The 23320-nt window shown below is 51.0% G+C and carries 22 protein-coding genes, 3 tRNA genes and 4 pseudogenes; 11 read left to right on the top strand and 18 right to left on the bottom strand.

The genetic code is table 11. From position 1 onward, the window contains the following. Positions 1 to 500: 500 nt before the first annotated feature. From J4728_RS07120 to J4728_RS07090, 7 genes are all read right to left on the bottom strand, one after another. A complete protein-coding gene (locus tag J4728_RS07120; RefSeq protein WP_042309123.1) occupies positions 501 to 803 on the bottom strand; it encodes a helix-turn-helix domain-containing protein in 303 nt (100 codons plus the stop codon). A gap of 4 nt (positions 804 to 807) precedes the next feature. Next, the gene (locus tag J4728_RS07115) at positions 808 to 1161 is read right to left on the bottom strand and encodes a type II toxin-antitoxin system RelE/ParE family toxin (protein ID WP_000269841.1); all 354 of its coding nucleotides are present in this window, start codon (positions 1159 to 1161) and stop codon (positions 808 to 810) included. 496 nt (positions 1162 to 1657) lie between these two features. Continuing rightward, a complete protein-coding gene (locus J4728_RS07110; RefSeq protein ID WP_000983729.1) occupies positions 1658 to 1879 on the bottom strand; it encodes a helix-turn-helix domain-containing protein in 222 nt (73 codons plus the stop codon). Then, positions 1876 to 2343: a hypothetical protein gene (locus J4728_RS07105; protein ID WP_000201258.1), complete on the bottom strand. Its 468-nt coding sequence runs from the start codon at positions 2341 to 2343 to the stop codon at positions 1876 to 1878. Before J4728_RS07105 ends, J4728_RS07110 begins: the two co-directional genes overlap by 4 nt. Positions 2344 to 2719: 376 nt before the next feature. Next, positions 2720 to 3103 carry a DUF6527 family protein gene (locus tag J4728_RS07100; protein WP_208211485.1) on the bottom strand — a complete coding sequence of 128 codons (384 nt, stop codon included), beginning with the start codon at positions 3101 to 3103 and terminating at the stop codon, positions 2720 to 2722. A 72-nt stretch (positions 3104 to 3175) separates the two neighbouring features. Beyond that, positions 3176 to 3628 (bottom strand): hypothetical protein, encoded by a 453-nt coding sequence (locus J4728_RS07095; protein WP_243771253.1) that lies wholly within the window; start codon positions 3626 to 3628, stop codon positions 3176 to 3178. 36 nt (positions 3629 to 3664) lie between these two features. Next, positions 3665 to 3865, bottom strand: coding sequence for a hypothetical protein (locus J4728_RS07090; protein WP_208211561.1), 201 nt, complete (start codon positions 3863 to 3865; stop codon positions 3665 to 3667). Between the two features lie 320 nt (positions 3866 to 4185). Between J4728_RS07090 and J4728_RS07085 the strand changes: the two are divergent. From J4728_RS07085 to J4728_RS07055, 7 genes and pseudogenes are all read left to right on the top strand, one after another. Continuing rightward, positions 4186 to 4370 (top strand): annotated as a pseudogene (locus J4728_RS07085) (Arm DNA-binding domain-containing protein); the annotation flags it as partial. A 421-nt stretch (positions 4371 to 4791) separates the two neighbouring features. Further along, a tRNA-Asn gene (locus tag J4728_RS07080) sits at positions 4792 to 4867 on the top strand. Between the two features lie 163 nt (positions 4868 to 5030). Continuing rightward, on the top strand, positions 5031 to 5504 hold the full coding sequence (locus J4728_RS07075; protein ID WP_001219015.1) for a peptidase: 474 nt from the start codon (positions 5031 to 5033) through the stop codon (positions 5502 to 5504). A 474-nt stretch (positions 5505 to 5978) separates the two neighbouring features. After that, positions 5979 to 6446: pseudogene (locus J4728_RS07070) on the top strand (phage integrase N-terminal domain-containing protein); the annotation flags it as partial. Between the two features lie 85 nt (positions 6447 to 6531). Beyond that, positions 6532 to 6810 (top strand): annotated as a pseudogene (locus J4728_RS07065) (transposase); the annotation flags it as partial. Between the two features lie 683 nt (positions 6811 to 7493). Continuing rightward, positions 7494 to 9188: an SEL1-like repeat protein gene (locus J4728_RS07060; RefSeq protein WP_010989035.1), complete on the top strand. Its 1695-nt coding sequence runs from the start codon at positions 7494 to 7496 to the stop codon at positions 9186 to 9188. Between the two features lie 56 nt (positions 9189 to 9244). Then, the gene (locus J4728_RS07055; RefSeq protein ID WP_023251228.1) at positions 9245 to 10975 is read left to right on the top strand and encodes a hypothetical protein; all 1731 of its coding nucleotides are present in this window, start codon (positions 9245 to 9247) and stop codon (positions 10973 to 10975) included. 57 nt (positions 10976 to 11032) lie between these two features. Here J4728_RS07055 and J4728_RS07050 read toward each other — a convergent pair. Beyond that, positions 11033 to 11137, bottom strand: a pseudogene (locus J4728_RS07050) (DUF520 family protein); the annotation flags it as partial. Positions 11138 to 11184: 47 nt separating this feature from the next. Between J4728_RS07050 and J4728_RS07045 the strand changes: the two are divergent. Further along, positions 11185 to 11358, top strand: coding sequence for a hypothetical protein (locus tag J4728_RS07045; RefSeq protein WP_000957536.1), 174 nt, complete (start codon positions 11185 to 11187; stop codon positions 11356 to 11358). 520 nt (positions 11359 to 11878) lie between these two features. On the opposite strand, the gene J4728_RS07040 is transcribed toward J4728_RS07045, so the two are convergent. The 3 genes from J4728_RS07040 to J4728_RS07030 all read right to left on the bottom strand — a co-directional run bounded on the left by J4728_RS07040 (position 11879) and on the right by J4728_RS07030 (position 15658). After that, positions 11879 to 13333, bottom strand: a complete 1455-nt coding sequence (locus J4728_RS07040; protein ID WP_000428191.1) for an AMP nucleosidase — start codon at positions 13331 to 13333, stop codon at positions 11879 to 11881. A gap of 651 nt (positions 13334 to 13984) precedes the next feature. Beyond that, positions 13985 to 14060: transfer RNA gene (locus J4728_RS07035), tRNA-Asn, on the bottom strand. 140 nt (positions 14061 to 14200) lie between these two features. Further along, positions 14201 to 15658 (bottom strand): EmmdR/YeeO family multidrug/toxin efflux MATE transporter, encoded by a 1458-nt coding sequence (locus J4728_RS07030; protein ID WP_023204221.1) that lies wholly within the window; start codon positions 15656 to 15658, stop codon positions 14201 to 14203. 159 nt (positions 15659 to 15817) lie between these two features. Here J4728_RS07030 and J4728_RS07025 point away from each other — a divergent pair. Further along, positions 15818 to 15893, top strand: a tRNA-Asn gene (locus tag J4728_RS07025). Between the two features lie 164 nt (positions 15894 to 16057). Then, positions 16058 to 16360 (top strand): Arm DNA-binding domain-containing protein, encoded by a 303-nt coding sequence (locus J4728_RS07020; protein ID WP_001219031.1) that lies wholly within the window; start codon positions 16058 to 16060, stop codon positions 16358 to 16360. Between the two features lie 18 nt (positions 16361 to 16378). Here J4728_RS07020 and arsB read toward each other — a convergent pair whose 3' ends face one another. The 5 genes from arsB to J4728_RS06995 are packed head-to-tail and all read right to left on the bottom strand — an operon-like array spanning position 16379 to position 20493. Beyond that, positions 16379 to 17428: an ACR3 family arsenite efflux transporter gene (arsB, locus tag J4728_RS07015; protein ID WP_001276040.1), complete on the bottom strand. Its 1050-nt coding sequence runs from the start codon at positions 17426 to 17428 to the stop codon at positions 16379 to 16381. A gap of 17 nt (positions 17429 to 17445) precedes the next feature. Continuing rightward, positions 17446 to 19206, bottom strand: a complete 1761-nt coding sequence (gene arsA / locus J4728_RS07010; protein ID WP_208211484.1) for an arsenical pump-driving ATPase — start codon at positions 19204 to 19206, stop codon at positions 17446 to 17448. 43 nt (positions 19207 to 19249) lie between these two features. Next, entirely contained in the window at positions 19250 to 19612 is a 363-nt protein-coding gene (arsD, locus tag J4728_RS07005) for an arsenite efflux transporter metallochaperone ArsD (protein WP_000849417.1), read from the bottom strand. Between the two features lie 33 nt (positions 19613 to 19645). Beyond that, positions 19646 to 20122 carry an arsenate reductase ArsC gene (locus tag J4728_RS07000; RefSeq protein ID WP_208211483.1) on the bottom strand — a complete coding sequence of 159 codons (477 nt, stop codon included), beginning with the start codon at positions 20120 to 20122 and terminating at the stop codon, positions 19646 to 19648. Further along, a complete protein-coding gene (locus J4728_RS06995) occupies positions 20119 to 20493 on the bottom strand; it encodes an ArsR/SmtB family transcription factor (RefSeq protein WP_001041816.1) in 375 nt (124 codons plus the stop codon). Before J4728_RS06995 ends, J4728_RS07000 begins: the two co-directional genes overlap by 4 nt. Before the next feature lie 413 nt (positions 20494 to 20906). Here J4728_RS06995 and J4728_RS24265 point away from each other — a divergent pair, with 413 nt between their 5' ends. Continuing rightward, positions 20907 to 21092 (top strand): Arm DNA-binding domain-containing protein, encoded by a 186-nt coding sequence (locus J4728_RS24265; protein ID WP_001624696.1) that lies wholly within the window; start codon positions 20907 to 20909, stop codon positions 21090 to 21092. A 148-nt stretch (positions 21093 to 21240) separates the two neighbouring features. On the opposite strand, the gene ldtA is transcribed toward J4728_RS24265, so the two are convergent. Together ldtA and cobT are read right to left on the bottom strand one after the other, a co-directional pair. Continuing rightward, the gene (gene ldtA / locus J4728_RS06990; RefSeq protein WP_001252817.1) at positions 21241 to 22170 is read right to left on the bottom strand and encodes a L,D-transpeptidase; all 930 of its coding nucleotides are present in this window, start codon (positions 22168 to 22170) and stop codon (positions 21241 to 21243) included. A 77-nt stretch (positions 22171 to 22247) separates the two neighbouring features. Next, complete coding sequence (gene cobT, locus J4728_RS06985; RefSeq protein ID WP_208211482.1) at positions 22248 to 23318, bottom strand: nicotinate-nucleotide--dimethylbenzimidazole phosphoribosyltransferase; 1071 nt, start codon at positions 23316 to 23318, stop codon at positions 22248 to 22250. Positions 23319 to 23320: the final 2 nt, after the last annotated feature.

Here is a 23320-nt window from a genome sequence, read left to right as displayed (position 1 = left end):
TCCCCCTTTCATGATTGCCGCAAACTCATCTCCAAAAAACCAACACTGATACCGCTTTCCCCGGCGCACAGGCCGATAGCCCCTGTTTTTTTGTCGGGGCAGCGAACGATACCTGAGCGCCGGGGCGGCAGCCGTTGAGGTGTGGTGGGGCTTCGGTTGTGCTCTCTGAGCAGCCGCCCGCGTTAGCGGGTCATCCCCCGGATCGTCCAGATCCGCCTCGGTATCGGTTCATGTTCTCCTTATGGTCAAATGGCCTGAAAAGGCGGTGTCAGATTCCAGCCGTGAGCTGGCGCAGTTGAGTTTTCTGGTGCAGGTCGAAAGGGCTGCGTGCGTCACTTTCCCGCTTTGCGCGGTTAAAGTGACGCACTGGACTGGTGCAGCGTCTGAAAATTTATCGTCTGGTGCAGTTTTACGGTCACGCGGCAACAAATGCCTGACGGCAATGCAGGCCGCAGCCCGTCATGAAGGGGTTGACGCTCCGGTTAAGGGAGCGTCAGTGTTTACAGTACAAATCCGTAGTGAGAACCATCCGGCAGTTCAACATCAAGACGTAGCTTACCGCCAGTCGCTTCAACGTAGCGTTTGAGAGTGGAAAGCTTCAGATCGCGCCCTAGTTTTTCCATTCCTGCAACGGTAGGTTGCCTGATGCCCAGCGCCTGTGCCATCTCCACCTGCGTTTTCTGTACTTTCTCACGCAGTTCGGCAAGGTGAATGTTGAGCAGGATGTCCGTCGCCATCGCCTGAGCTTCGGCCACGACTTCAGGTTTCTCATCCGCAATAAGCTGTTCCAGCGTTCTGCCCATCGCGTTACTCCTTCTCTTTTAATGTGTTCAGCCAGTTCGTGAATTCCCTGTCAGCAACAGGGAGCATCTCATCGTAAAAACGTTTTTCATTGCCGACCTTATTTCCGGCACAAAGCACAATGCCGGTACGGGTCGGGTCAAAAGCGAAAAACGCCCGTATCGGCTCGCCCCGACTCTGAATACGTAGTTCTTTCATGTTGCTGTAACGGGAACCTCTGACCGTATCGGCATAAGGTCTGGACAAACCCGGCCCCTTTTCTCGCAGGACCAGCAGTGCTGCAAGCACGCTGACCCTGTCGGTATCGTTGAGCGAGGCAAACCAGCGATCAAACGTATCCGTTGTTTTAATTGTCCACACGGGACCTCCCAATTAATATAGGTTAAATGCTATATAGATGTAAAGCTATAAAGCGGATTATGAAGTGATGGGATGAAGGATTCATGCGTCATTACTTCAAAGATGAAGACGCATTCGGGTATTTCAGTGAATAACATGCAAGACATTCACCGTTTTACGACCTGTACCGAAAAACCAGTTCAGGTATTAACGCAGTGTGAAGAGTGACCTTAACTGCAAAGCAGTCCGACATTTTCAAAGGTATTGTCGGTAACGGGACGACCAGCCTGAAATCAGACCGCTTCTTGCAGGTCATGAAGCGTAAGGGCAGCCCGGAGGGCCATTCGTTGCATGGGGGAAATTATACGAATGCTACTGGCGCAGAAAGAGGAAACTGTTTTTGCCTGAAAAACATTTTCCGTTGATTTGATTAGATGCTGAGTTGCCGCGCGTCACTGGCGTTCTCTCGATCTCCCACCCGCAAGGGCAGGCAGAAGATCGGGAGGATCTGTTTACCTTATCGATATTCTGATTTACGGTAGCGCGATGGCCAGATGTCCTCAGGCGCAACATCTAACGCTTCAGCAATCAATCTTTCGCCTTTGGGCCAGTGGCGGGTAAGCGCATTAGCCAGCGTGGAGGACGCCAGCCCGGCGTTACGGGACACCGCCGCCAGCGAGGTCCCCCGTTTTCTCAGCCCGGCGATAATATCGGCAGGATGCCAGTCAGACTGCATCATGCTTTGACCTCCACACCGTCGATAAACTTCACGCCATCGGCGGTGCGCAACCAGCGCGGGGCTTTCATTTCCGCAACGAAGTAGTTAATCAGGTCGTACAGCAGCCAGCTAAGGTACTTCTCCGTTTCAGAGGCAAATCCCAGCCCCGACAGGGTTTGCGTGATAGCAAGGCAGTAACAACAAAGCTCCGTACATTCAGGCTCGAAACGGGGAGTGGTCGCGGGGAGAGTGTCAACGGTCAGGCTTTCAACCAGATGGAGAGGCACTGGTTCTAACAGTGTGGGTTGTAACAGCGTCAGACAGGTGTTGATTCTGCCGCAGAGCGCCATTTTCAACGCGGGATCGTTGCTTTCAATCAGGGTTTCGGCGAAATTTTCGCAGTGGCTGGCAAGGACGGTGAAGTCCGTGGCGGCATTAAAGGGAATGGCAAGTAGCGGATATGTTTGATTGGGGATCGTAGCCATAGTGGCAACCTCCAGTGAGAATCAAATTATTCCCACCACCCGAGGTTCCAATCTCATGGTGGTGGAACCGGACGGGGTTGGAACTACCGGCCTCACTGCCACCGGCGCGTCTTACGACGCCCCCGCCCGGCCCACCATTGAGATGTAGCTAAGCGAACGACACAAAAAAAAGCGCAGACGCGCCTTGTGTCGTCAGTGAAGTTAATCAGGGTTCCAATCCCGGCACCTGATTTTGCAGGTGCGGAGTAAGGATACTGCGATTGGAGTTAAGCATCAAGTGGGTTTTAATGGAGGGAAATTAACAAAACATAATAAGCTTAGGGGAAATCGCAGATCCCCCCTTTAACCAGCTCATTGGTACGACTATCGTTACAAATTAGTTTTTGCGTATCAGATTACGCAACCATCCTAATAAATTCCCCATAACTCCGAGATCTCTGGATAACTGCCTTGAGGTATCTTTCATCTCCTCCTCTAGGTTAAGAGGTTTAGCTGATGGGTTATAGTAATGCGCTTTAGCTAATTTATCTCTTTTTCTTTCTGCCGTAATCTGGGCATCATTCCAGCTACCAGCCTCAACGATAATACCCTGTTTAATAATATAGTGCGAGCGACAGGCGGAATGCCAGTTACCAATGGATGGCGTCAACGATACAGACTCACCATCGTAAATCATCTTCCAGTCAGTTGGTGAAAATGGCGTAACAACCTGTTCCCCACAACCACAACAGCAGCAATGTACTGCTGTTGAGTACTCCATTGATATATATCACGCCAACATCGAGTTCACGAGGAATGCTACGAATAAAGCGATGTTCTAGTTTCTTTATTTTCAGCATTTCATATCCTCATTCAGCAACATATTACCATCAGTGGTATAGGTGCAATGATGTTCGTTTTCCAAATCGCGGTAAAATCCTTTCAATTTCTTCCATTTTATGACAGCCAGAGCTGCATTAAGCGCATTTAAATCAGCAACCTGTATATTTGAGGCATAAATATCTTTCTCCCCTCCGCCTGCTAAAGAGATACGTCCTGAATGTACATGTTCGCGTTTGTCCGTAGTACTGGTAGTTACTCTAAGAATGCCACCAAGACTACCATTCACTAATTCAAGGCCCATCCCGACATCAATGAAGGAAACACTAAGCGACTCCAGCTTTTGAATTATCGCTTTTTTTTCTTCACCGGCATCCATACAAATAAATGCAAACGTAGTACCGTTTATCAGGCTGAGGTTAGAATCGTTCAATCTGACAGGATGTACAATAATATTGCGATGCATTCTTTCGTAAATACTCTTATTCCCCATCCCAGTGTATTACGTGATTTTCAGGTTTGCGGGTGGACCTGCCGCAGATAAAATCTGCCGACCGGTAGGTACCGGATCAGAAACGAAAGCTGGCTGAAAATCCACGCTTTCAATGGCTACGCTGATGCGATATTCACGTGCAGCCCTTAACGGACGGTTCTCACGAACGGCATCGCCAACATCATCAAAATCATTTTGAACAGAATTCATATCACTACCTTTTAAAGTTTTTGCCTGAAGGAGTTTTCTGGCTACATTCCTTTAATCGGGTGATCAGAACGCCGTCGGTAAATTTTTTTAGAATTTTTTCTTGAGGGGACCTGCGGGGACGCCACCGCAGATAAAAAACGCAGGACACCCTGGGCAGCTAAACGTAGAGTCAGATATTTTAAAATCGCCACTACGTATGCGAGTGAGGATCTCTCGCAATTTATTTTCGCATTTGTTCAGTGTTTGCGGCTTAAGGTTGGGCACCTCTCTTTAAGTCATCTTAAATGACTCTGAGGTGTCTGTTAAACCTGTGGCGATTCAAACAGAAGGTGTTTTCTATTGGGGTTTACCCTGCGGTTTCTCTTGCTGATGCCAGACAACGCCGTGACGAGGTCAAAAGGCTGCTGGATCAGGGGATTGACCCGAACGCAAAAAACAGGCTGATGAAAAAATCCTTCAGGAAAAGCGCGATAAAACCCGCTCGTTCCGTGTCGTCGCCAAAAGCTGATGCACCATAATTCTGCCTATGATATTGACGGAAATCTTTTCGCCTGCACCAGAAATTTATCTGCCATTTCCGCTACCGGCGTCAGACTGCCTGTATCAACCATTTTCACAAAATATTTCACGTCTAAAGTTCATTCTACTCCCTGCCCTTAATCTCTACGGCGTTATGTCTCAGAATTATTTGCCAAGTGCCTGCCAGTTTTTCACGTTTCATCAGACGCTGGTACATAGCCATTGCGGTAAGGTCACAGCATTTGACTTGTGCAATTACAGACAAAGTTGCGCCATGCCGGAGCAAAGTAGGAATTAGATCAAAACTTCAACGCTTTGTTGTTTTTGTCAGCAAACAAACGCGCAACCTTATTTCCCCCTTTGACAAGCCGATCGCACATCGTTACTATGCGCCCCGTTCACACGATTCCTCTGTAGTTCAGTCGGTAGAACGGCGGACTGTTAATCCGTATGTCACTGGTTCGAGTCCAGTCAGAGGAGCCAGATTTTAGTTTCGGGACATCCTGGCGAGTCCGGAGACGTTTAAAAAACAAGAAATTATCTTTACCCGGTTGATCTGATAAGGTTTGCCGGGTTTTTTGACATCCATAGTTTTTGGGGCTTAATCGGGGCCTCACGGTTCGTTGAGTAAATGGAGCCCCCTCCTATGGCATTAACCGATACCGCTGGCGGCACGCAGACCGATCCGGGTACAGGAAAACCGTCAGAAAATCCACCCGCCGCTCCCAATAAGCCCACTCCACCGAAAGAAGAAACGCCGCCCGGCGCGCCGGAGAAATACGCGTTCACCGCCCCTGAAGGTCAGGAACTCGATACCAGCGCGCTGGCGCAGTTCGAACCAGTGGCGCGTGAACTGAACCTGACGCAAGAGCAGGCGCAGAAGCTGGTGGACGTCTATCCGAAAGTGCTGGCGGGAGTGCAACAACAGCAAGCGGAGTCATGGCAGAAGCAAACAGAAGACTGGGCTGCGGCAGTTAAAGCCGATAAAGACATTGGCGGTGACAAGCTGGCGTCTAATCTTGGCGCAGCTCAGCGGGCTATCGACACGTTCGGTACCAAAGAACTGAAAGAGTATCTCGATGGTACCTGCGCCAGATCTCTGGTCAATGCTGCACCGTGACGGAAGCGATTCCACCCGGCACCTGTTACCACATCAGCGCCTTTTACTTTACGGGCTGCGGCCTGCAAAGACGTCCGGCTTTGCTGCCGCGTGACCGTCAATCTGCGCCAGAATCCGCGATCTTTCGCGCCCGGCACTCAACCGGTGCGTCACTTTCGTCGCGCAAAGCGACAAAGTGACGCACAACCACTACACCGCGCCATGCCCCTGTTTTCGGGGTTCCGGCGTTCATTCCCGAATCTGACACGCCTTTTTGGGGCCGCTGTCAGCAAGAAAGAAGAGAAAAAGATCGATACCGAGGGGGGGGCTGATGCCCCGGAGAATTTCTGCTCACGCAGGCAGCCTGTACCGCGTACAGTCTGAAACTCCCTATACCTCAACAAACTGCCACTCCGGCGTAAAGGTATCGTTCTGGCGCAGCCAAAGAGCATACGCCGGAGACTGTTCGTGTTCTCAAAATCATAGGAGAAGTGTATGGGCAAGTTAGGTGGTGAAATGAAGGCACTGGCAAAGCACTGTGGCGGTAGCCATAAAACGGTGCACGATCGCATTCATATCGTGCAGCGTTTCGATCACCACTTACGGGCTTTGAACGTCCATATCCAGCGGGTTGCGCAGATTAAGGTGCGCCACATTGAAAGCTATATTCATGAAAGGTTGGCGCAGGGGATCGGCAAACGCACGCTGCAAAATGAAATGGCCTCGCTGCGCGCTGTTCTGCAACAGGCCGGGCGTAAACAGGTGGCAGAGCATGAGTGGCTGACTAATAAATCGCTGGGTCTGGCTGGTGCATCGCGCAGCGGGACGCGACAGGCGATCACGCCGGAACATTATCATCATGTGCTGGAGACGGCCCGCATGAAAGATCCGGGACTGGCGGCGGCGCTGGAACTGGCGAGGCTGATGGGCTTACGTTCACAGGAAGCGGTGCAGAGCGTGCAATGGTTCTGGGGCATGGGGACGGGCGTGGGCGGTATGTGGCGCAGGTGTATGGGCAAATTTGACAGCTGGCTAAGAGCGAGCAGCGGATGGAGCAGGTTACCACCGTTCACAGTTAGTGAAAGACTGGGCGGAGGTGGTAAATATCAGGCTGCATTACCTTCCCCCTTACAGTCCAAACCTGAATCCGATAGAACGAATGTGGAAATTAATGAACGAACATGCCCGGAATAATCGCTACTTCAGCAGTACGCGAGAGTTCAGGGACGCAATATCTGTCTTTTTTAACCAGACGCTGCCGGATATAGCGGACTCACTGACATCCCGAATTAAAGATCACTTTCAGGTGCTCACTCCCGCATCTTGAGGTTTATTGGGTATATAATCGTTAATAATCATCAGCGCGTTATTATCAAATTAAAAACAACGCGCTCGTAATACTTAAATTATTCTTACTGGTAACTGAAGAAAACTCTCTCCTGCCAGAATATGCTCCTCGCATCCTTTACATTAACTCTTTGTTTCTATAGCATGAAATAAGTTTCAGGGAGTTATTATTCATACAAGGAGAACATCTTGAAGAAAATATTCATAACAATTATAGTTTCATTATATTGCGCGAATATATGTGCAAAACAATCCCCCAGTACAGAATCCAAACCCGTTAATTTCATCGCCCAAATTGAAAATATCGATTTTAATAAAACCGCCATTAGCAGTGACCTGAAACTTTTACTCGCCGACCGTTATTATTTTAAAGATAAAACACCCTGTAATACTAATACCCTTTCTGCGCGCGCAGAATCAATGGGACTGACGACAGAAGAATATATTAATAAAATACGCAGTTTAAGACCGGCTATTCTCGATGACCGTTATTTTTACCTGACGGTCGATCAGTGCGATGCTGGCGGCACGCCCATGCTGACTGGAATCGAGCTATGTACCGAAGCGCTGTGCGGTGCCGAATACATGAAAAGATCGTCTGACTTGTGGCTGGATGATGAACTGCAACCGACGGTTAAACGTCAGGCAACAACAGTAGTCCATATGCCCCTCCCCTATGACAAAGAGAAAAAATTATGGAAAGTCACCGGCTGGTATCTGGAATCCTCAGAAGAAACAGGGGAGGTGATGCAGAGTAAACAGATAGCCTTTGAAGGCTATACCAACGAAGAAAACTTCGCTAACCGACAACGTGTTTCTGTATTTAAATCTTTCTATGAAAGCGGCAATCTCAAAAGTATTTATCATTATAATGCGCAAAATAAGCGTGACGGAAAAGCTGAAACTTACTTTGATGAAAAAGACAAAATAGCGGAAACGCTGACGTTTAAAGATGGTCAACCCGAAGGGGAATACATCGTATACCATGAAAACGGAGCCGTTGAAAGTAAACGTTACTTTGCCCAAGGTAAAATTAAAGATGGCGAATGCCCACATTTTTATGATAACGGCGTTTTAAAACAAAAACACAGCTATTTAAATCAGAAACTGGAAGGCCCGGCATTTGAATATTTCCCTGATGGGAAAATAAAGGGGAAATATTCATACAGTAAAGGCACCATTGTCGGCACCAGTACGGAATATTATTCTACCGGTAAAATTCGTGGTGTTTACCACAGAAATAACCAAGGTGAAAACGACGGAACGTTCGAACAATACAGTGAAGAGGGCAAACTCCTTTCTAAAGCGACCTATAAAAATGGCAAACAGCTTTCTGCTCAGAGCTGGTATGAAAATGGACATCCCAAAGAAGAATCCTCTTTTGATAGTGAAGGCCGTAAACATGGTGCGGTCAAAGAATGGTTCAGCAACGGAAAGCCTGCCTCATCCAAAATGTATAAACATGATGTGTTAGACGGGGATTTCGAAAAGTGGTACGAAAATGGTCACCGCGAATCAGTCTATCCCTATAAAAACGGTATGCTAAATGGGGACGCTAAGCACTGGAATGAACAGGGCAAACTCACCTATACCACCGAATATAAAGACGATAAAAAGCAGGGAGCCGATCGCCGCTGGAGCGAACGTACCGGTAAACTTGTTGAAGAGGTTATGTTTGCTAATGATGAAAGAAACGGCCTGAAAAGAGAGTTTAACGATCGTACGGGTAAGGTCTTAAGTGCGCTGCCCTATGTCGATGGCGACAAGGAAGGTACAGAAGAAGCCTATGATGAAGACGGCATAAAATACATCCGTTGTTACCACAACGATGAAGAGCTTTCAGAGCTATATGCGCCGACTGACGTCACCAATAAGGCAAAGCAGGGTGACAGCACTGCGCAATATCATTTAGGTAAGTATGAGTTTGAATGCACAAACTACGATGCGGCGATGAAATGGTTAACTCAGTCCGCAGAGCAAAATCATCCCGGCGCGCTTCTCTTTTTGGCCTATGCGTACAACGACGGTGATGGCGTAGCGCAAGACAGCAAAAAATATCTCTCCTATTTATTCAAAGCGGCAGAGCTTGGCGAAAGTGATGCGCAGTTAGAAGTGGGATATTTAAATCTTATCGGCGAAGGAATGCCGAAAAACCTGCCGGAAGCCTATAAGTGGATTAAAAAATCCGCTGACCAGGGAAATGCTCAGGCGCACTATAACCTTGGACTCATGTACAGGAATGGTGATGGCGTTGAGAAAGACCTCAACAAAGCCAAACTTCATCTTACAGCGGCGGTAAAAGGCGGCGTCAAACCTGCACTGGCAGCCTTAAAGGAATTAACGCCTCAAACTAAGTAAATATGACTTTGCTGTAAAGAGGCTATTCAAACGGAACTGAAAGGATACACGTTGCTATGAAATTTAAATTCGCCACATTACTCACAGCCGCCACGGTTTTTTACTCTTATCAGAGCGTTGCACAAAGTCAGCAATCGCCTGATGTCTGGTCAGTTGTCGAACAGAAACTGCAAAATGCCGTCCCTTTAAATGAAAACACCACTTTTAAATCGCAGGCAGCCTGGTTTGAATTACACAGGGAACTGTTTATGTACGGCCCGATGAGCCGTGCGGATGCATTACTGAAAAAGCTGGACACACAATCGAATGATGCGAAGTTTTCGCTAAACCATGAGGCCTCGTGGATCGCTGAAAATAATAGCCCGGATGCCGCGATGGTTTTCCTGTCCAAAATTGGTCTCGATAAACCGTCGAGCATTACCGCCTACGAGAGCTACGTTGATGGCTGGGTTAATCGCAAACAGCCTGAAAAAGCCTTAGCCCTTCTTAGCAAAAATGCCGACGCGAGGAATTTTTATTTAGCCACGGTTTTAAAATCCTGGCACTCAGATCCTGATAAAACCGCCGCTATTTATAATGAAAATTACGCTGATAAAATTGTTGTTCCTTATACTCAGCTAAAAATGCTGCTTATTATTGCGAAGCAGTACCATGCCAAGGGCGACACCGCAAAGGCGTTGGTTTACGCAGATAGCGCGCTGAAAATGTTTGATACGGCTATTGCTCAACAACCGAGTGCTGAAGCCTACCGTTATCAGGAGTATCTCGACCTGATGGAGATCTATTACGCCACGGGTAATAAAGAGAAGGCGATGGCGTTGTCTGCGAGATTGCGCAAAGCAACCGGCAATAAAGGAAGCTATTTCCAGTATTCATTACCGGGATTGCTCTCTTTTTATAAGAAAAACGAGCTGACACAGAATTATCAGGAGACGCTTTCAACCTATGTGACGCAGGTCGATAAAATATTCAATTTTGCCCCTTCGCCGCGCATTGAAATGGAGCTGATTGATTTATTAAGCAAGCTTGATGATGTTGCGCTGATGAATAAGCGTATCGATTTGCTGATGAGCGCGCCGGAATATACCTGCTACGACGACAGGTATTGCTACGAGTACAAAATCAAAGCGCTGAAGAATCTCTTTCAGCATAAGCAGAATGCTGTGGCGGAAAAGCATATCGCAACCCTCTCCGCCGAGGCGCAAACCCTGACGTTCGCCGAATGGGAAGATGCAACAAATGAAATGGGTGAAGTACTCAAAGAAATTGGTCATCCTGAGGCAGCGCAAAAATTAGCCGTCAGCGCCGAGGCGATTTACCTCAGCCAAGCAAAAGCCTGGCCTGATGAAGATATGTCGCGTTCCTTTCAAAGACTTGCGGAGCTTTACAGCTATGGCAACGACACGGTGAATGCCAAACGGGTGTTACACCAGCACGTTCCCTCTCTCGAAGAGGAGGCGATGATCGACCACTACATGAATGCAAAACAGTGGAGTCAGGCAAGGGAATTGATGATTAACGCAGATAGGGTCGATAATAAAAACCTGATGCTGTTACGCCAGATTTGTTCTGAAAACACGCCCGAGTGTCAGGAACATATTACCTTTACGCTGAAAAAATTAACCACGCAGGCGTCGATTACCCGCCAGGACGACACCGGTAATCAGCAGCTTTATCAGATTGGGAATATTTTTCACAGATTGGGTATCATACCGGGAGCGGAACAGCAGGCGCTGATTCAGGCGTTGTATAACAAGGCCGCAGAGCCTAAAAAAGCCACGCCTTAATCGATTTACCCGCCCGGCCACCTTTCTCACATGCGGGAAGGCGGCGGGCGGGAAAAATCAATCGCGGAAGTTTTTGAACTGGAACGGCTGGCCCAGATTGCCGCCGCGCATCAGCACCATCGCTGCCTGCAGATCGTCGCGGGATTTACCGGTCACACGCACTAACGTAAATTCGAATCCAAACCCACAGAGATTACCGCAAGATATTAATGTTGACCCAACACCGCCTGCCGGAAGACCCGCGCTGGAACGCCCTGCACGAGGAGTTCAGCTTTGACGACGACGACAACCAGCTGGGCATGAACATGCCGCCCGAAGGTGGCGAGCATCAGGCGAAAGTCAAAGGCGACCGCCTGCTGCTACAGGACAGACCACCACTATGAGTACGACGAGTTCGGCAATCCCATCGCTGACCGCTGGGGCAAGGCGCAGTGCCGGGAGCACCGATTTGAATGGAACTGCGAGCACCGGCTGGTGCGCTTTACCGACGTGCGCCACTATGATGATGAAGTCTTTCCGCGCCACTCGTGGCGCTATGAGTTCGATAATGACGTGACCACCCTATATCCCTGTCCAACGCGAAAATCCTCAGTATCAAGCCTTCTGACACCCCTTTAAGCTGACCGCTTCTCATGGTCGGTATCTGCTTGTTAATCCGGGCTTGTGGGTCAGGCGCTCAAGGAGCGTGAAGTGTGGCGCAATGTTTTCGCCTTCCGGCGCGTTTCCTGGCATAGACGCGGTTATCGGCGACAGGTATCCGGCGATGGTGATGAAGCTCGCGGCACAATAAGGCCTTAGCGGGATGCAGAATCGCCTCCCGCTAAGGCTTCATTCAGCCGCTTTTCATATCACATAAATACGCCTCTTCCACTCCTGTCCAACAGCAGGCGACAGCTCATTTCGTTAGCGAAACGGTGGCTCATTAAACGTGCGTAATTTACGTGAGTGCAAACGATCACCTTCTGCGCGTAGTAAATCAATAGCACGAATACCAATTTGCAAATGTTCTGAAATAGCCCCCTCATAAAACCGGTTTGCCTGCCCGGGCAGTTTAATTTCACCGTGTAAAGGTTTGTCAGAAACACAAAGCAGCGTGCCGTAAGGCACGCGGAAGCGATAGCCCTGGGCTGCAATCGTCGCGCTCTCCATATCAATCGCGACCGCGCGGCTAAGGTTGAATCGCAGCGCCGATGCGGAATAACGAAGCTCCCAGTTACGATCATCCGTGGTGACGACCGTTCCCGTGCGCAGTCGCTGTTTCACCTCTTCACCGGGCATTCCGCTAACCGCTTTGGTAGCGTCGTACAGCGCACGCTGTACTTCCGCAATGCTTGGAATAGGAATATCAGGCGGCAGAACGGCATCCAGCACATGATCATCGCGTAAGTAGGCATGGGCCAGCACATAATCACCAATCGCCTGACTTTCTCGTAACCCTCCACAGTGCCCAATCATAAGCCAGACGTCAGGCCGCAACACGGCCAAATGGTCGCAAATCGTTTTAGCATTTGAAGGGCCGACACCGATATTTACCAGCGTAATCCCCTGCCCATCTGCCGTTACCAGGTGCCAGGCGGGCATCTGATGCTTCTTCCAGGCCAGATCGGAAATAGCCTCTTCCGGCGCTTCCGTTTCTGCCGTGATCCAAATTCCGCCGGCACAGGAAAGCGCGATATAGGGACTGTCAGGATCAAGAATTTGGCTGCATCCCCAGCGCACAAACTCATCGACATAGCGGGTGTAGTTGGTAAACAAAACGAAGGGCTGAAAATGTTCAACCGGCGTACCGGTATAGTGCCGTAACCGGGCCAACGAGAAGTCAACACGACGCGCGTCGAAGTGCGATAGCGGATAGAATTCGCCGGGGTGGAACAGACCGTCTGCCGTCTCATCGCCAATCTGCGCCAGTTCTGTGGTAGGAAAATGGCGCGTTAGCCCGGCGCTCATAGAACGATCCAGCGTCAGAGCCGAGCCATCGATCACATAAGGATACGGGATCTCATGGTGCGAGGCCTCTACCGCAATATGCGCGCCATAATCATGGTAAACGAGGTTAAGCTGTTCCAGAAGATAAGCGCGAAATAGCGCAGGCCGCGTAACGGTAGTGGTATAACAGCCGGGATGAGTAAAGCGTCCAAAAGCGCGTGTTTTAGGCGGGTTCGGTGTCGCGCCATCCCAGCTTACAGACAGCGAAGGATAAACAAACAGTCCGTTAAGCCTGGCGTGGGGATCGGGCAGCGTACCGTTATCAACATAGTCAGCGATGGCTTCACGGAGCGCGTTAACCGACTGCTCGTACAGCTCCTCCAGGCGATCCAGCGCCTGCTCGGGCGTCAGGTTTGTGCCTTTATTTTCCATATTATTCTCCTTAGCGTTCACAGGTGAGGCACGTCATTCGATAGTATGACAGCAAAGGAGGAAACTAAAGGGGTTAGCGTAAGGGCGGCGGCACAGGTAACCGCCAGATCACCTGCCACATCCGCCTCTTCGTCAGCGGCGGCGGTGAAAGCGTCGCTGAAGATTTCCCATTTTGGCGCGGTATCGGAGGAGGCATTAACGCCCATATGATTAAAATGGCATTCCCCAAGGCGGAGCCATCGGCAGCGATAATCGTCAGTTTACTATCAAAGACGCCGTTGGAAATTTCACTGGTTTTAATATTGGTTTTTTAAGCTAGCGTAAACAGGATCAAGATAATTATAAGTAAGGGGCTGTCAGGCACCATGTATCAGGCAGCAGTTTTCGCACTCCCTGCATGGTTTTAGGACGCTGGATGCAATCTGTTATTTTCTGATGCAGAAATTTTTATCGGTGGGTTTGAGCCTACGGATAGCAGTATCAGTGAGTGCCATCGTGAAAGGCTATTTGTTTAACGAACCTGGAGGCACTCGGACGCCAAAATAACAGATATCAAAAAACCCGGTAAACCTTCTCAGGTCAACCGGGTAAAGATAATTTATTGTTTTTTAAACGTCTCCGGACTCACCAGGATATCCCGAAACTAAAATCTGGCTCCTCTGACTGGACTCGAACCAGTGACATACGGATTAACAGTCCGCCGTTCTACCGACTGAACTACAGAGGAATCGTGTGAACGGGGCGAATATTAACGAGGTGCCCCTGGCTTGTCAAAGCCTGTTTTCACAAAAAAAGTTCGTTTGCTGCTTTATTCCACACTTCGGTTAAAATTCACCGTTTCCTGATGATTTTCACAGCAAAAAGCGCTTACTCCCTCTTTACGCGCGGGTATCTCCACAGCCAGCGCCCGCTTATCAGACGCCAGTAAAACAGTGCGCCACGCACGGCCCAGTCAAGAAACATCCCCAGCCAAACCCCTACAACCCCCATACCCAGCACAATACCAAGCGTATACCCTGCCACAACGCGACAGCCCCACATCCCCAGCATCGATACCCACATCGCAAATCGCACATCGCGCGCGCCTTTAAAACCCGACGGCAACACCCACGCGGCCGCCCAAATTGGCATAAAGACAGCATTAAGCCAGAGCAGAACTTTCACTACCTCTTTTACGTCCTGCTCCTGGGTATAAAATGAGGCAAACAGACCCGCGAACGGCGCTGTCCCCCAGGCGATTGCCGTAAGTACGATAGTCGACATCCAGAATACATGGCGCAATTGACGCTCTGCCTGACCAATTTGTCCGGTACCAAGACGCTTACCGGTGATAATAGTCGACGCCGAACCAAGGGCGTTACCCGGCAGGTTGATAAGCGCCGCCACGGAAAAGGCAATAAAGTTACCCGCAATAACGTTAGTGCCCATTCCGGCGACAAACATTTGCGTCAGTAGCTTGCCACCGTTGAACAGCACTGATTCAATGCTCGCCGGAATACCGATACCCATCACTTCCCAGATAATGCCGAAATTCAGCGGCTTCAGATAGCTTTTCAGCGGAATGCGCAGCGCCGGATTAAAACCAATCATCAGCACCCAAATAATCGCTACTGCGCCGATGTAGCGCGAAATGGTTAATCCCAGCCCCGCACCGGCAAAACCCAGCCCTTGCCAGGAGAAAGCCCCGTAAATCAGGATGCTGCTGATGATAATATTGAGAATGTTCATCCCGCCGTTAATCATCAACGGGATTTTCGTATTCCCTGCCCCACGCAGCGCGCCGCTACCGATTAGCGCAATTGCCGCAGCCGGATAACTCAGCACTGTCAGTTCAAGGTACGTTAACGCCAGCCCCTTTACTTCTGGCGTCGCCTCGCCTGCGACAATATTAATAATTTCACTGCCGAAATAATGAATGACCACTGCCAGCACAACGGCAAATAGCGTCATAATCACCAGCGACTGGCGCGCCGCCGCCCTTGCGCGTCGCCTGTCGCGCTTGCCGAGGCTAAAGGCGACCACCACCGTAGTACCAAGATCGATAGCCGCAAAAAAAGCCATAATTACCATATTAAAACTGTCGGCAAGCCCCACGCCCGCCATTGCTTCCTTGCCCAGCCAACTGACGAGAAAAGTACTGAGCACGCCCATTAGCAAAACACAGGTATTTTCCAGAAAAATAGGGATAGCAAGTGGGGTGATTTCACGCCAGAACAACACTTTGTAGCTCTTGCGTTTGGCATACCAGGGCGTACGGACGACAGCCTGGCGTAAGGCAGTGGAGACGTTCAAAATGGACCTTAAAGAAGAGAGTTGAAACCACATTTCAATAATGAGCGAGAAATCGTAAGGCTGCAAAGCTTTTTGCAGAAAAAATGTCTGCAAATGCAACAAAGTGATGAGATAACCCGCAATCGAATCTGTAAGAGGTTAAATGGGGTTTGACAAAAATTTTTCCGCCGCTAATATACGCCCCCACACGATTCCTCTGTAGTTCAGTCGGTAGAACGGCGGACTGTTAATCCGTATGTCACTGGTTCGAGTCCAGTCAGAGGAGCCAGATTTTAGTTTCGGGACATCCTGGTGAGTCCGGAGACGTTTAAAAAACAAGAACTTATCTTTACCCGGTTAACCTGATAAGGTTTGCCGGGTTTTTTGACGCCTATAGTTTTTGGGGACTTAATCGGGGGCCTCACGGTTCGTTGAGAAATGGAGCCCCCGCCGATGGCATTAACCGATACCGCTATCCGCAAGATCAAACCCACCGAGAAATCCTTCAAGATTACCGACAGTTCAGGACTCTACCTGCTGATCAAACCCAACGGCTCGAAACTCTGGTACATGAAGTACCGCATTGACGAGAAAGAGAAGAAGCTGGCTTTTGGCCCCTATGCGGTGAAAAAACAGTTAATCAGGTCGAACCCTGCGCAAAATCTGGATGGTGAGTTCACGCCGCCTGAAACACAGCATTACCCGGCCCTGCCCCTTGAGAAACTGTCTGAATGTTTGCCGCGAACGGATAATTAGAGAGGGATAATATCTCCGCTAAGCTCTCTCATACCACCCTTTCGAACGATTCACCACTCGCACAACCAGCAGCATCACCGGCACCTCAATGAGCACCCCAACCACGGTCGCCAGCGCCGCACCGGAATGAAAACCAAACAGGCTGATTGCCGCTGCGACAGCCAGTTCAAAGAAGTTCGATGCGCCGATCAGGCTGGATGGACAGGCAATATTGTGCTTTTCGCCCACCAGTCGATTCAACCCATAGGCCAGTGCCGAGTTAAACAGCACCTGAATCAGAATTGGCACCGCCAGCAGGGCAATGACCAGCGGCTGTTGCAGAATGGCTTCGCCCTGAAACGCAAACAGTAACACCAGCGTTGCCAGTAATGCCGCCATTGACCACGGGCCGATTTTCGTCAGCGCATTATCGAATGCCGCTTGCCCCTTGCGTAGCAGGGCCTTACGCCAGAGCTGGGCCAGAATAACCGGCACAACGATGTACAGTACCACGGAGGTTAACAGGGTGGCCCACGGCACGATGATTGAGGACAAGCCGAGTAGCAGCCCAACAATCGGCGCAAAGGCGAAAATCATGATGGCATCGTTCAGCGCCACCTGCGACAGCGTGAAATAAGGGTCGCCGTTGGTGAGTCGGCTCCAGACAAACACCATTGCCGTACAGGGCGCGGCGGCCAGCAGAATAAGCCCGGCGATGTAGCTGTCAAGCTGATCGGTTGGCAGCCACGGCGCGAATAAATAACGGATGAACAGCCAGCCGAGCAGCGCCATTGAGAATGGTTTAACCAGCCAGTTGATAAACAACGTTACGCCGATCCCGCGCCAGTGCGCTTTGACCTGCCCCAATGCCCCGAAATCAATGCGCAGCAGCATAGGAATAATCATTACCCAAATAAGCAAACCGACCGGCAAATTGACGCGGGCAATCTCCAGACCGCCGATAACGCGAAAGACGCCCGGCATTACCTGCCCGAGCAGAATACCGATGGCGATGCAGAGCGCAACCCAGACGCTCAGGTAACGTTCAAACAGGTTCATGGCCGGAGCGGCCTGGGTTTGTGCTGACATGTCAGACTCCTTTGGGGTTATTTTCCGGTTGTGCTCAGTTGTAGTAAACGCTCAACGCCGACAGGCTCTTCCGCCTGTAGCGGCACCAGCGCACAGCGTCGGGCATGGTGGGTACAGACGGCATCAATCTGCGACCGTTCGCGTTCGGCACGCTGGCGCAGCAGCGGCGATGTAGTCGGCGTATTGATCAGGCTGTTATTAATGACCCAGCCCCACGGTTCAATCCCCGCGCGACGCAGGTCGTCCTGCAAATGAGCGGCTTCCAGCACCGGGGTGGTTTCCGCCAGCGTGGCGATGAGAACTTTTGTCTGATCGCTGTCCTGCAGGCGCATCATGGGCGTCAGTACGGGCTGACCGTGTTCCCCAGCTAGTCGGGCAATCTCACGGTGGTAAGCGCCGGTGGCGTCAAGTAGTAGCAATGTATGGCCGGTTGGCGCTGTATCCATAACGACAAACTGCTTACCCGCTTCCTGAATAATGCGTGAAAAAGCCTGAAACACGGCAATTTCTTCCGTGCAGGGAGAACGCAGATCTTCTTCAAGAACGGCACGACCCTGTTCGTCGAGGTTTTTACCCTGCTCAGCCATCACCTGCTGCCGGTAACGCTCGGTTTCGGCCAGTGGATCGATACGACTGACGGTCAGACCGTCGAATGAGCCATCCAGCGTGTCGGTCAGGTGCGCCGCCGGATCGGATGTGGACAGGTGAACCGGATAACCGCGACGGGCCAGTTCAACGGCAATAGCCGCCGCCAGCGTGGTTTTCCCCACGCCACCTTTGCCCATCAGCATGATCAGGCCATGTCCCTGAGATGCGAACCCATCGATTAGCGATGACAGCGAAGGGAGGTCAACGGGCGGTATATCTCCGCTTTCCACCGGCGCGCCTGTTGCGCTGTCGTCCAGCAGGCCACGTAATGCCACCAGACCCACCATATTGAACGGTTTTAGCGGCAGGCGATCGCAAGGCAATGCTCGCAGGTTATCAGGTAAATGTTGCAGCGCCTGTTGTTCACGTTGATACAGTGCCTGCGCCAGCTTATCGTGTGCGGCTTCCTGATCAGGCAACAGGCCGTTAATGACCAGATACTGCTGCGTCAGGCCGATGGCGGCTAGTTCGTCATAAGTGCGCGATACTTCCTTCAATGTTGCGGTTTGCGCTCTGGCGACCAGCACCATTCGCGTCAGTTCCGCATTCGCCAGTGCGTCTACGGCGGCACGATACTGGCTGCGCTGTTTTTCCAGCCCGGCCAGCGGTCCGAGACAGGACGCACCGTGCTGGCTGTTGTCGAGATAACCGCTCCACGCGCCGGGCAGTTGCAGCATTCGTAGCGTATGCCCGGTTGGCGCGGTGTCGAACACAATATGATCGTACTCATCGCGCAGTTGCTGATTAGTCAGCAGCGCGGTGAATTCGTCAAAGGCGGCTATTTCGGTGGTACAGGCACCGGAAAGCTGCTCCTCAATACCCGCTACGATGTCGTCCGGCAGAATTCCACGCACCGGTCCAACAATGCGCTCACGGTATGCCGCTGCGGCAGCGGACGGATCGACTTCCAGCGCAGCCAGTCCGTTGACCGCTGCAATCGGGGTTATCTGATGACCGATAGTCTGTTCAAATACCTGCGCCACATTGGAAGCCGGATCGGTGCTGACCAACAGTACACGTTTGCCAGAGGCGGTCAGATGAATCGCGGTAGCACAGGCCAGCGATGTTTTACCCACACCGCCTTTACCGGTAAAAAACAAAAAGGGGGGCACCTGCCGAAGCATCAGCATAAAAAAGACTCCTTTAAATTAAATAAAGCGGGAAATCAGTCCGTCAGCAGCACTTATCGCCGCCGCAACAGGAGGAAGCCGCTGGCGTAAAACTCGAATAGACGGTAAGCCCCATCCAACGCGCCAGTTCCTCTCTGCGAGGGTAGCGACCAGCCAGTGCGACTTCACCATCCACCAGAATCAGCGGTAGCGCCTCTTTGCCGGAACGGGCCAGAAAGCCTTTAACGATTTCGTTCTGTGCGAAGAGCAATGGTTGCTGCGCCAGATTGAAACGCTCAATATTGACGCCCTGCGTTCTGGCCCACTCAAAATCAGCGGCGAATGCGACCAGCGCCGGATCGGTTTCCGGGCCACAGACGCCGGAAGAACAGCATAATGCGGGATCGAAAATCTGAATCGTCTTCATTTGACTCTCCATCAATTATTGAAATACAGGTCGTTAAAAAATTTCGCCAATACGATCCAGTTCAACTTTCAGACGAGCGCGATCGTGCAGCAATTCATTCAGCGGCAGCGCCAGAAAAGCTTCAATACGCGCACGTAATGTCTGGTAAGCAGTGACAAAAGCCGCATCGATTTCGGCATCGCTACCGGTAGCACGAGCCGGATCGTCAACGCCCCAATGGGTACGCATCACGTTACCGAGCCAGGCCGGACAGGTTTCTCCGGCAGCGTTTGAACAGACTGTCACGACAATATCCGGCGTCTGCGGCAGGCCATCCCACAATTTGCTGAAATAACCTTCTGTTGAAATACCTTCCCGCGCCAACAACGCCAGTGCTCGGGGATGTACGTAACCCGCCGGGTGACTGCCTGCGCTCATGGCGTGCCATCCGGCTGGAGCCAGATGGTTAAACGTGGCTTCGGCCAGCACGGAACGGCAGGAGTTGCCGGTACAGAGAAAAAGTACGTTCATGATTTACTCTTTTTCGTGGTGTTGAGTGGGGGTAAAACGGCTTCTGAGCAGGAAGAAGCCGAACGAAAATCCGCGCATTGTTCCGGGTGGCCTGAGCAGCACTCCTCGGTCAGCCAGCCGATTAAATCCAGCATCAGTGGGATGTTGGCACGATAACGCTGGTAACGACCTTCCTGTTCTACCGTCAGCATCCCGGCTTGCGTCAGCGCCTTTAAATGAAACGATAAGTTAGTCGGCGGGATATCCAGCGTTGAAGCGATCTCCCCGGCAACCATGCCCTCGGTACCCATTTTGATCAGTAGGCGATATACATCCAGACGCACGCCGGAGGAGAGGGATTCAAAGATGGTTGTGGCAGTTTGTTTGTTCATAATGTGGGGCGGCCCTCTATGATTCAATATTTCAATCATTATTGAATAATCGAATTAATTCAAGTATCCGTTAATAATATCTAGTGGAAATGGCAAGATGGGGGGAAATAATCCCACTTTTAAAATGTGATAAAAATCACATTCTTAGTGCATCATTACGATCGGGGCTTTTATAAGGGCCTTATTTTGAATTTAGAAAATAAATATTTTATTATTCAATGAGATAAAAAACGCACCCAGTCAGAGGAGCCAAATTCCTGTTTTCAGGCATCTCAGCATGTCTCAATAGTATTTTGATTCAGAGAGTTAGCGTAGAAAACTGTCTCAGTGCATATTGATTTATCTCTCCGCATCGGGACAAATTGGTGGTCTGATTTGGGGTCATTTCAGTTAGATAAAGGAGTGATCACCACATGCCCCTTACTGACAGTAAAATCCGCGCTACTAAACCTTCACCAACTCCCTTTAAACTGACCGCTTCTCACGGTCTGTATCTGCTTGTCAGTCCGGGCGGTTCATGCCTCTGGTATCTCAAATATCATTTCGACCGAAAAGAATACTCGGCGCGGTGGATAAGAGAGCCTTGCAGACGCATATGAAAAACCTCCGGCGATGCCGGAGAAAAGATTTATGACTTTGAGCTTAATCGGAGGGCTCGCGGTTCGCTGAGAAATGGAGCCCCTGCCATGACACTCACTACTAATACAGATGCTCCAGCCCATGAAAACCAGCAATGTGGCAGGATATTTAAAGGCCAGACCTGCCCGCGCTAATGTTGACCGGCATTCCGGAACGGCGCTCCAGCACCTCATTAACCCGCGAAGTATCAACGTCATCCCCTTTGATAAACGTGCGCAGCACTGGCGTAACGGGCAATGGAACTTTTTTGTCTGACTCAAATTCAGCACGGTTACGAGAAAGCGGTTCGTGTACCTCCAGCCAACGACTGCCATCCGGCTCTACCGAAAATTTAACGGGCCTGTCGATAATCTGAACGCGGGTTCCTACAGGAACATGGTCGAATAAATATTTAATATCGTCATTGCGTAAACGGATACAGCCCTGACTGACGCGAAGGCCGATGCCAAAGTTAGCATTAGTGCCATGGATGGCATATAACCTGCCGATATATATTGCGTATAGCCCCATAGGGTTATCCGGCCCCGCAGGCACCATCGCGGGCAGCGTTTTTCCCTCTTTAGCATATTCCCGGCGCGTATTAGCCGTTGGCACCCAAACCGGGCCATCTTGTTTGCGTTCAACCGCAGTTACCCAGTTGCGCGGCGTTTCACGGCCAGCCTGACCAATACCAATGGGTAGCACCTCAACCGTATTCGTGCCTGCGGGATAATAATAAAGGCGCATCTCGGCGACGTTTACCACAATACCTTCACGAACGGTGTCAGGCAGAATCAACTGCTGCGGCACTACCAGTGTGGAACCAGACTGAGGTAAAAACACATCCACGCCGGGATTCGCTTCAAGCATATTACTCAGCCCCTGACCGTAGCGGGCGGCAAATGACTCTAAGGGCTGAGTATTGTTCTGTGGTACGGCGATTGTGACAGGCTGTCCTACCAGACGACTGCCTTCGGGCGGCAACGGATAGCTTATAGCCAGCGAGAAATGGCTTACCAACAAGACGAAAAACGGAAAAAAAGGTGTGATACGACGCATTATATCCCTTCCTTTGTCGCGGCAGGTGTGCGTTAAGTATAGCTTTTTTCTCACATGGCTGGTGTTGTGCTCCCGGGTTATATTGCGTTTGCGTTCCCCTCCGGCAGGACAATATTACTGGCCGCTAACTCCCCCATATTGTGGAACATGGCGCACGCGGCTTCCACGATCGGCATCGCCAGCGCCGCGCCGCTTCCTTCACCTAACCGCATCGCCATATGCAAATAGGGTTCCATAGACAAATGCACGAGCGCGATGCGGGCACCCTTTTCCGCCGAAAAGTGCGACGGGATCAGATAAGGTCTCACCGCAGGCGCAATCTGACAGGCCGCCAGCGCTGCCGAGTAGGAAAGAAAGCCATCCAGCAATACGGGTAAGCCACACCTTGCCGCGCCAAGCATCACGCCGGTCATCCCGACCAGATCGAAACCACCCACCTTCGACAACACATCAATGCCATCGCGCGGATTGGGCTGATTAATCGCAATCGCCCGCCGCACAACGTCCACTTTATTATCGATGCGGGAAGGCGGAAGATTCGCGCCAATCCCCACTACCTCTTTTGCATCACTTCCTGTAAAAACGCTGACCATCGCGGCGGCTGGTGTAGTGTTCGCCATTCCCAGCTCCCCTACGCCAAATAAGGTCACGCCGCGTTGCGCCAGGTCGCAGGTGTAGCGGGAAACCTCCAGCAAAAGCGCCTCAGCCTGCGAGCGACTCATCGCCGGGCCAACGGCAATATTTCCGCAGCCGCGCGCGACGCGCATATTAACTACGCCAGGAATAGGTTCAGCATCAATACCAACATCAATGACATGCACCTTCGCACCGGCCTGAGCGGCAAGCACGCATACGCCGGTTGTTCCCCGCGTCATATTCGCCGCCTGAATCGCCGTCACGATTTTGGGCGAAACCGCTACGCCTTCATCCCAGACGCCATGGTCGGCGCACATCACCAGCACCGCCTTTTCACCTACCTGCGGCGTACCGTTAAGACCCGGCATTCCCGCGAGCTGAACGGCTAAGGTTTCCAGTCTGCCCAGGCTGCCCGGCGGTTTGAGCAGGCCGTCAATATGTTGCTGCGCACGCGCCATCGCCTCGGCGTCCGGCGCAGGAATGTCACGGAGTAAAGCGTGTAGTGTCTGCATAA

It is taken from the genome of Salmonella sp. 32070601201500089SM (assembly GCF_017573605.1).
Lineage (GTDB): Bacteria > Pseudomonadota > Gammaproteobacteria > Enterobacterales > Enterobacteriaceae > Salmonella > Salmonella enterica.
The sequence above is the reverse complement of the archived record's forward strand: the minus strand, read 5'-3'. Positions and strand labels throughout refer to the sequence as shown.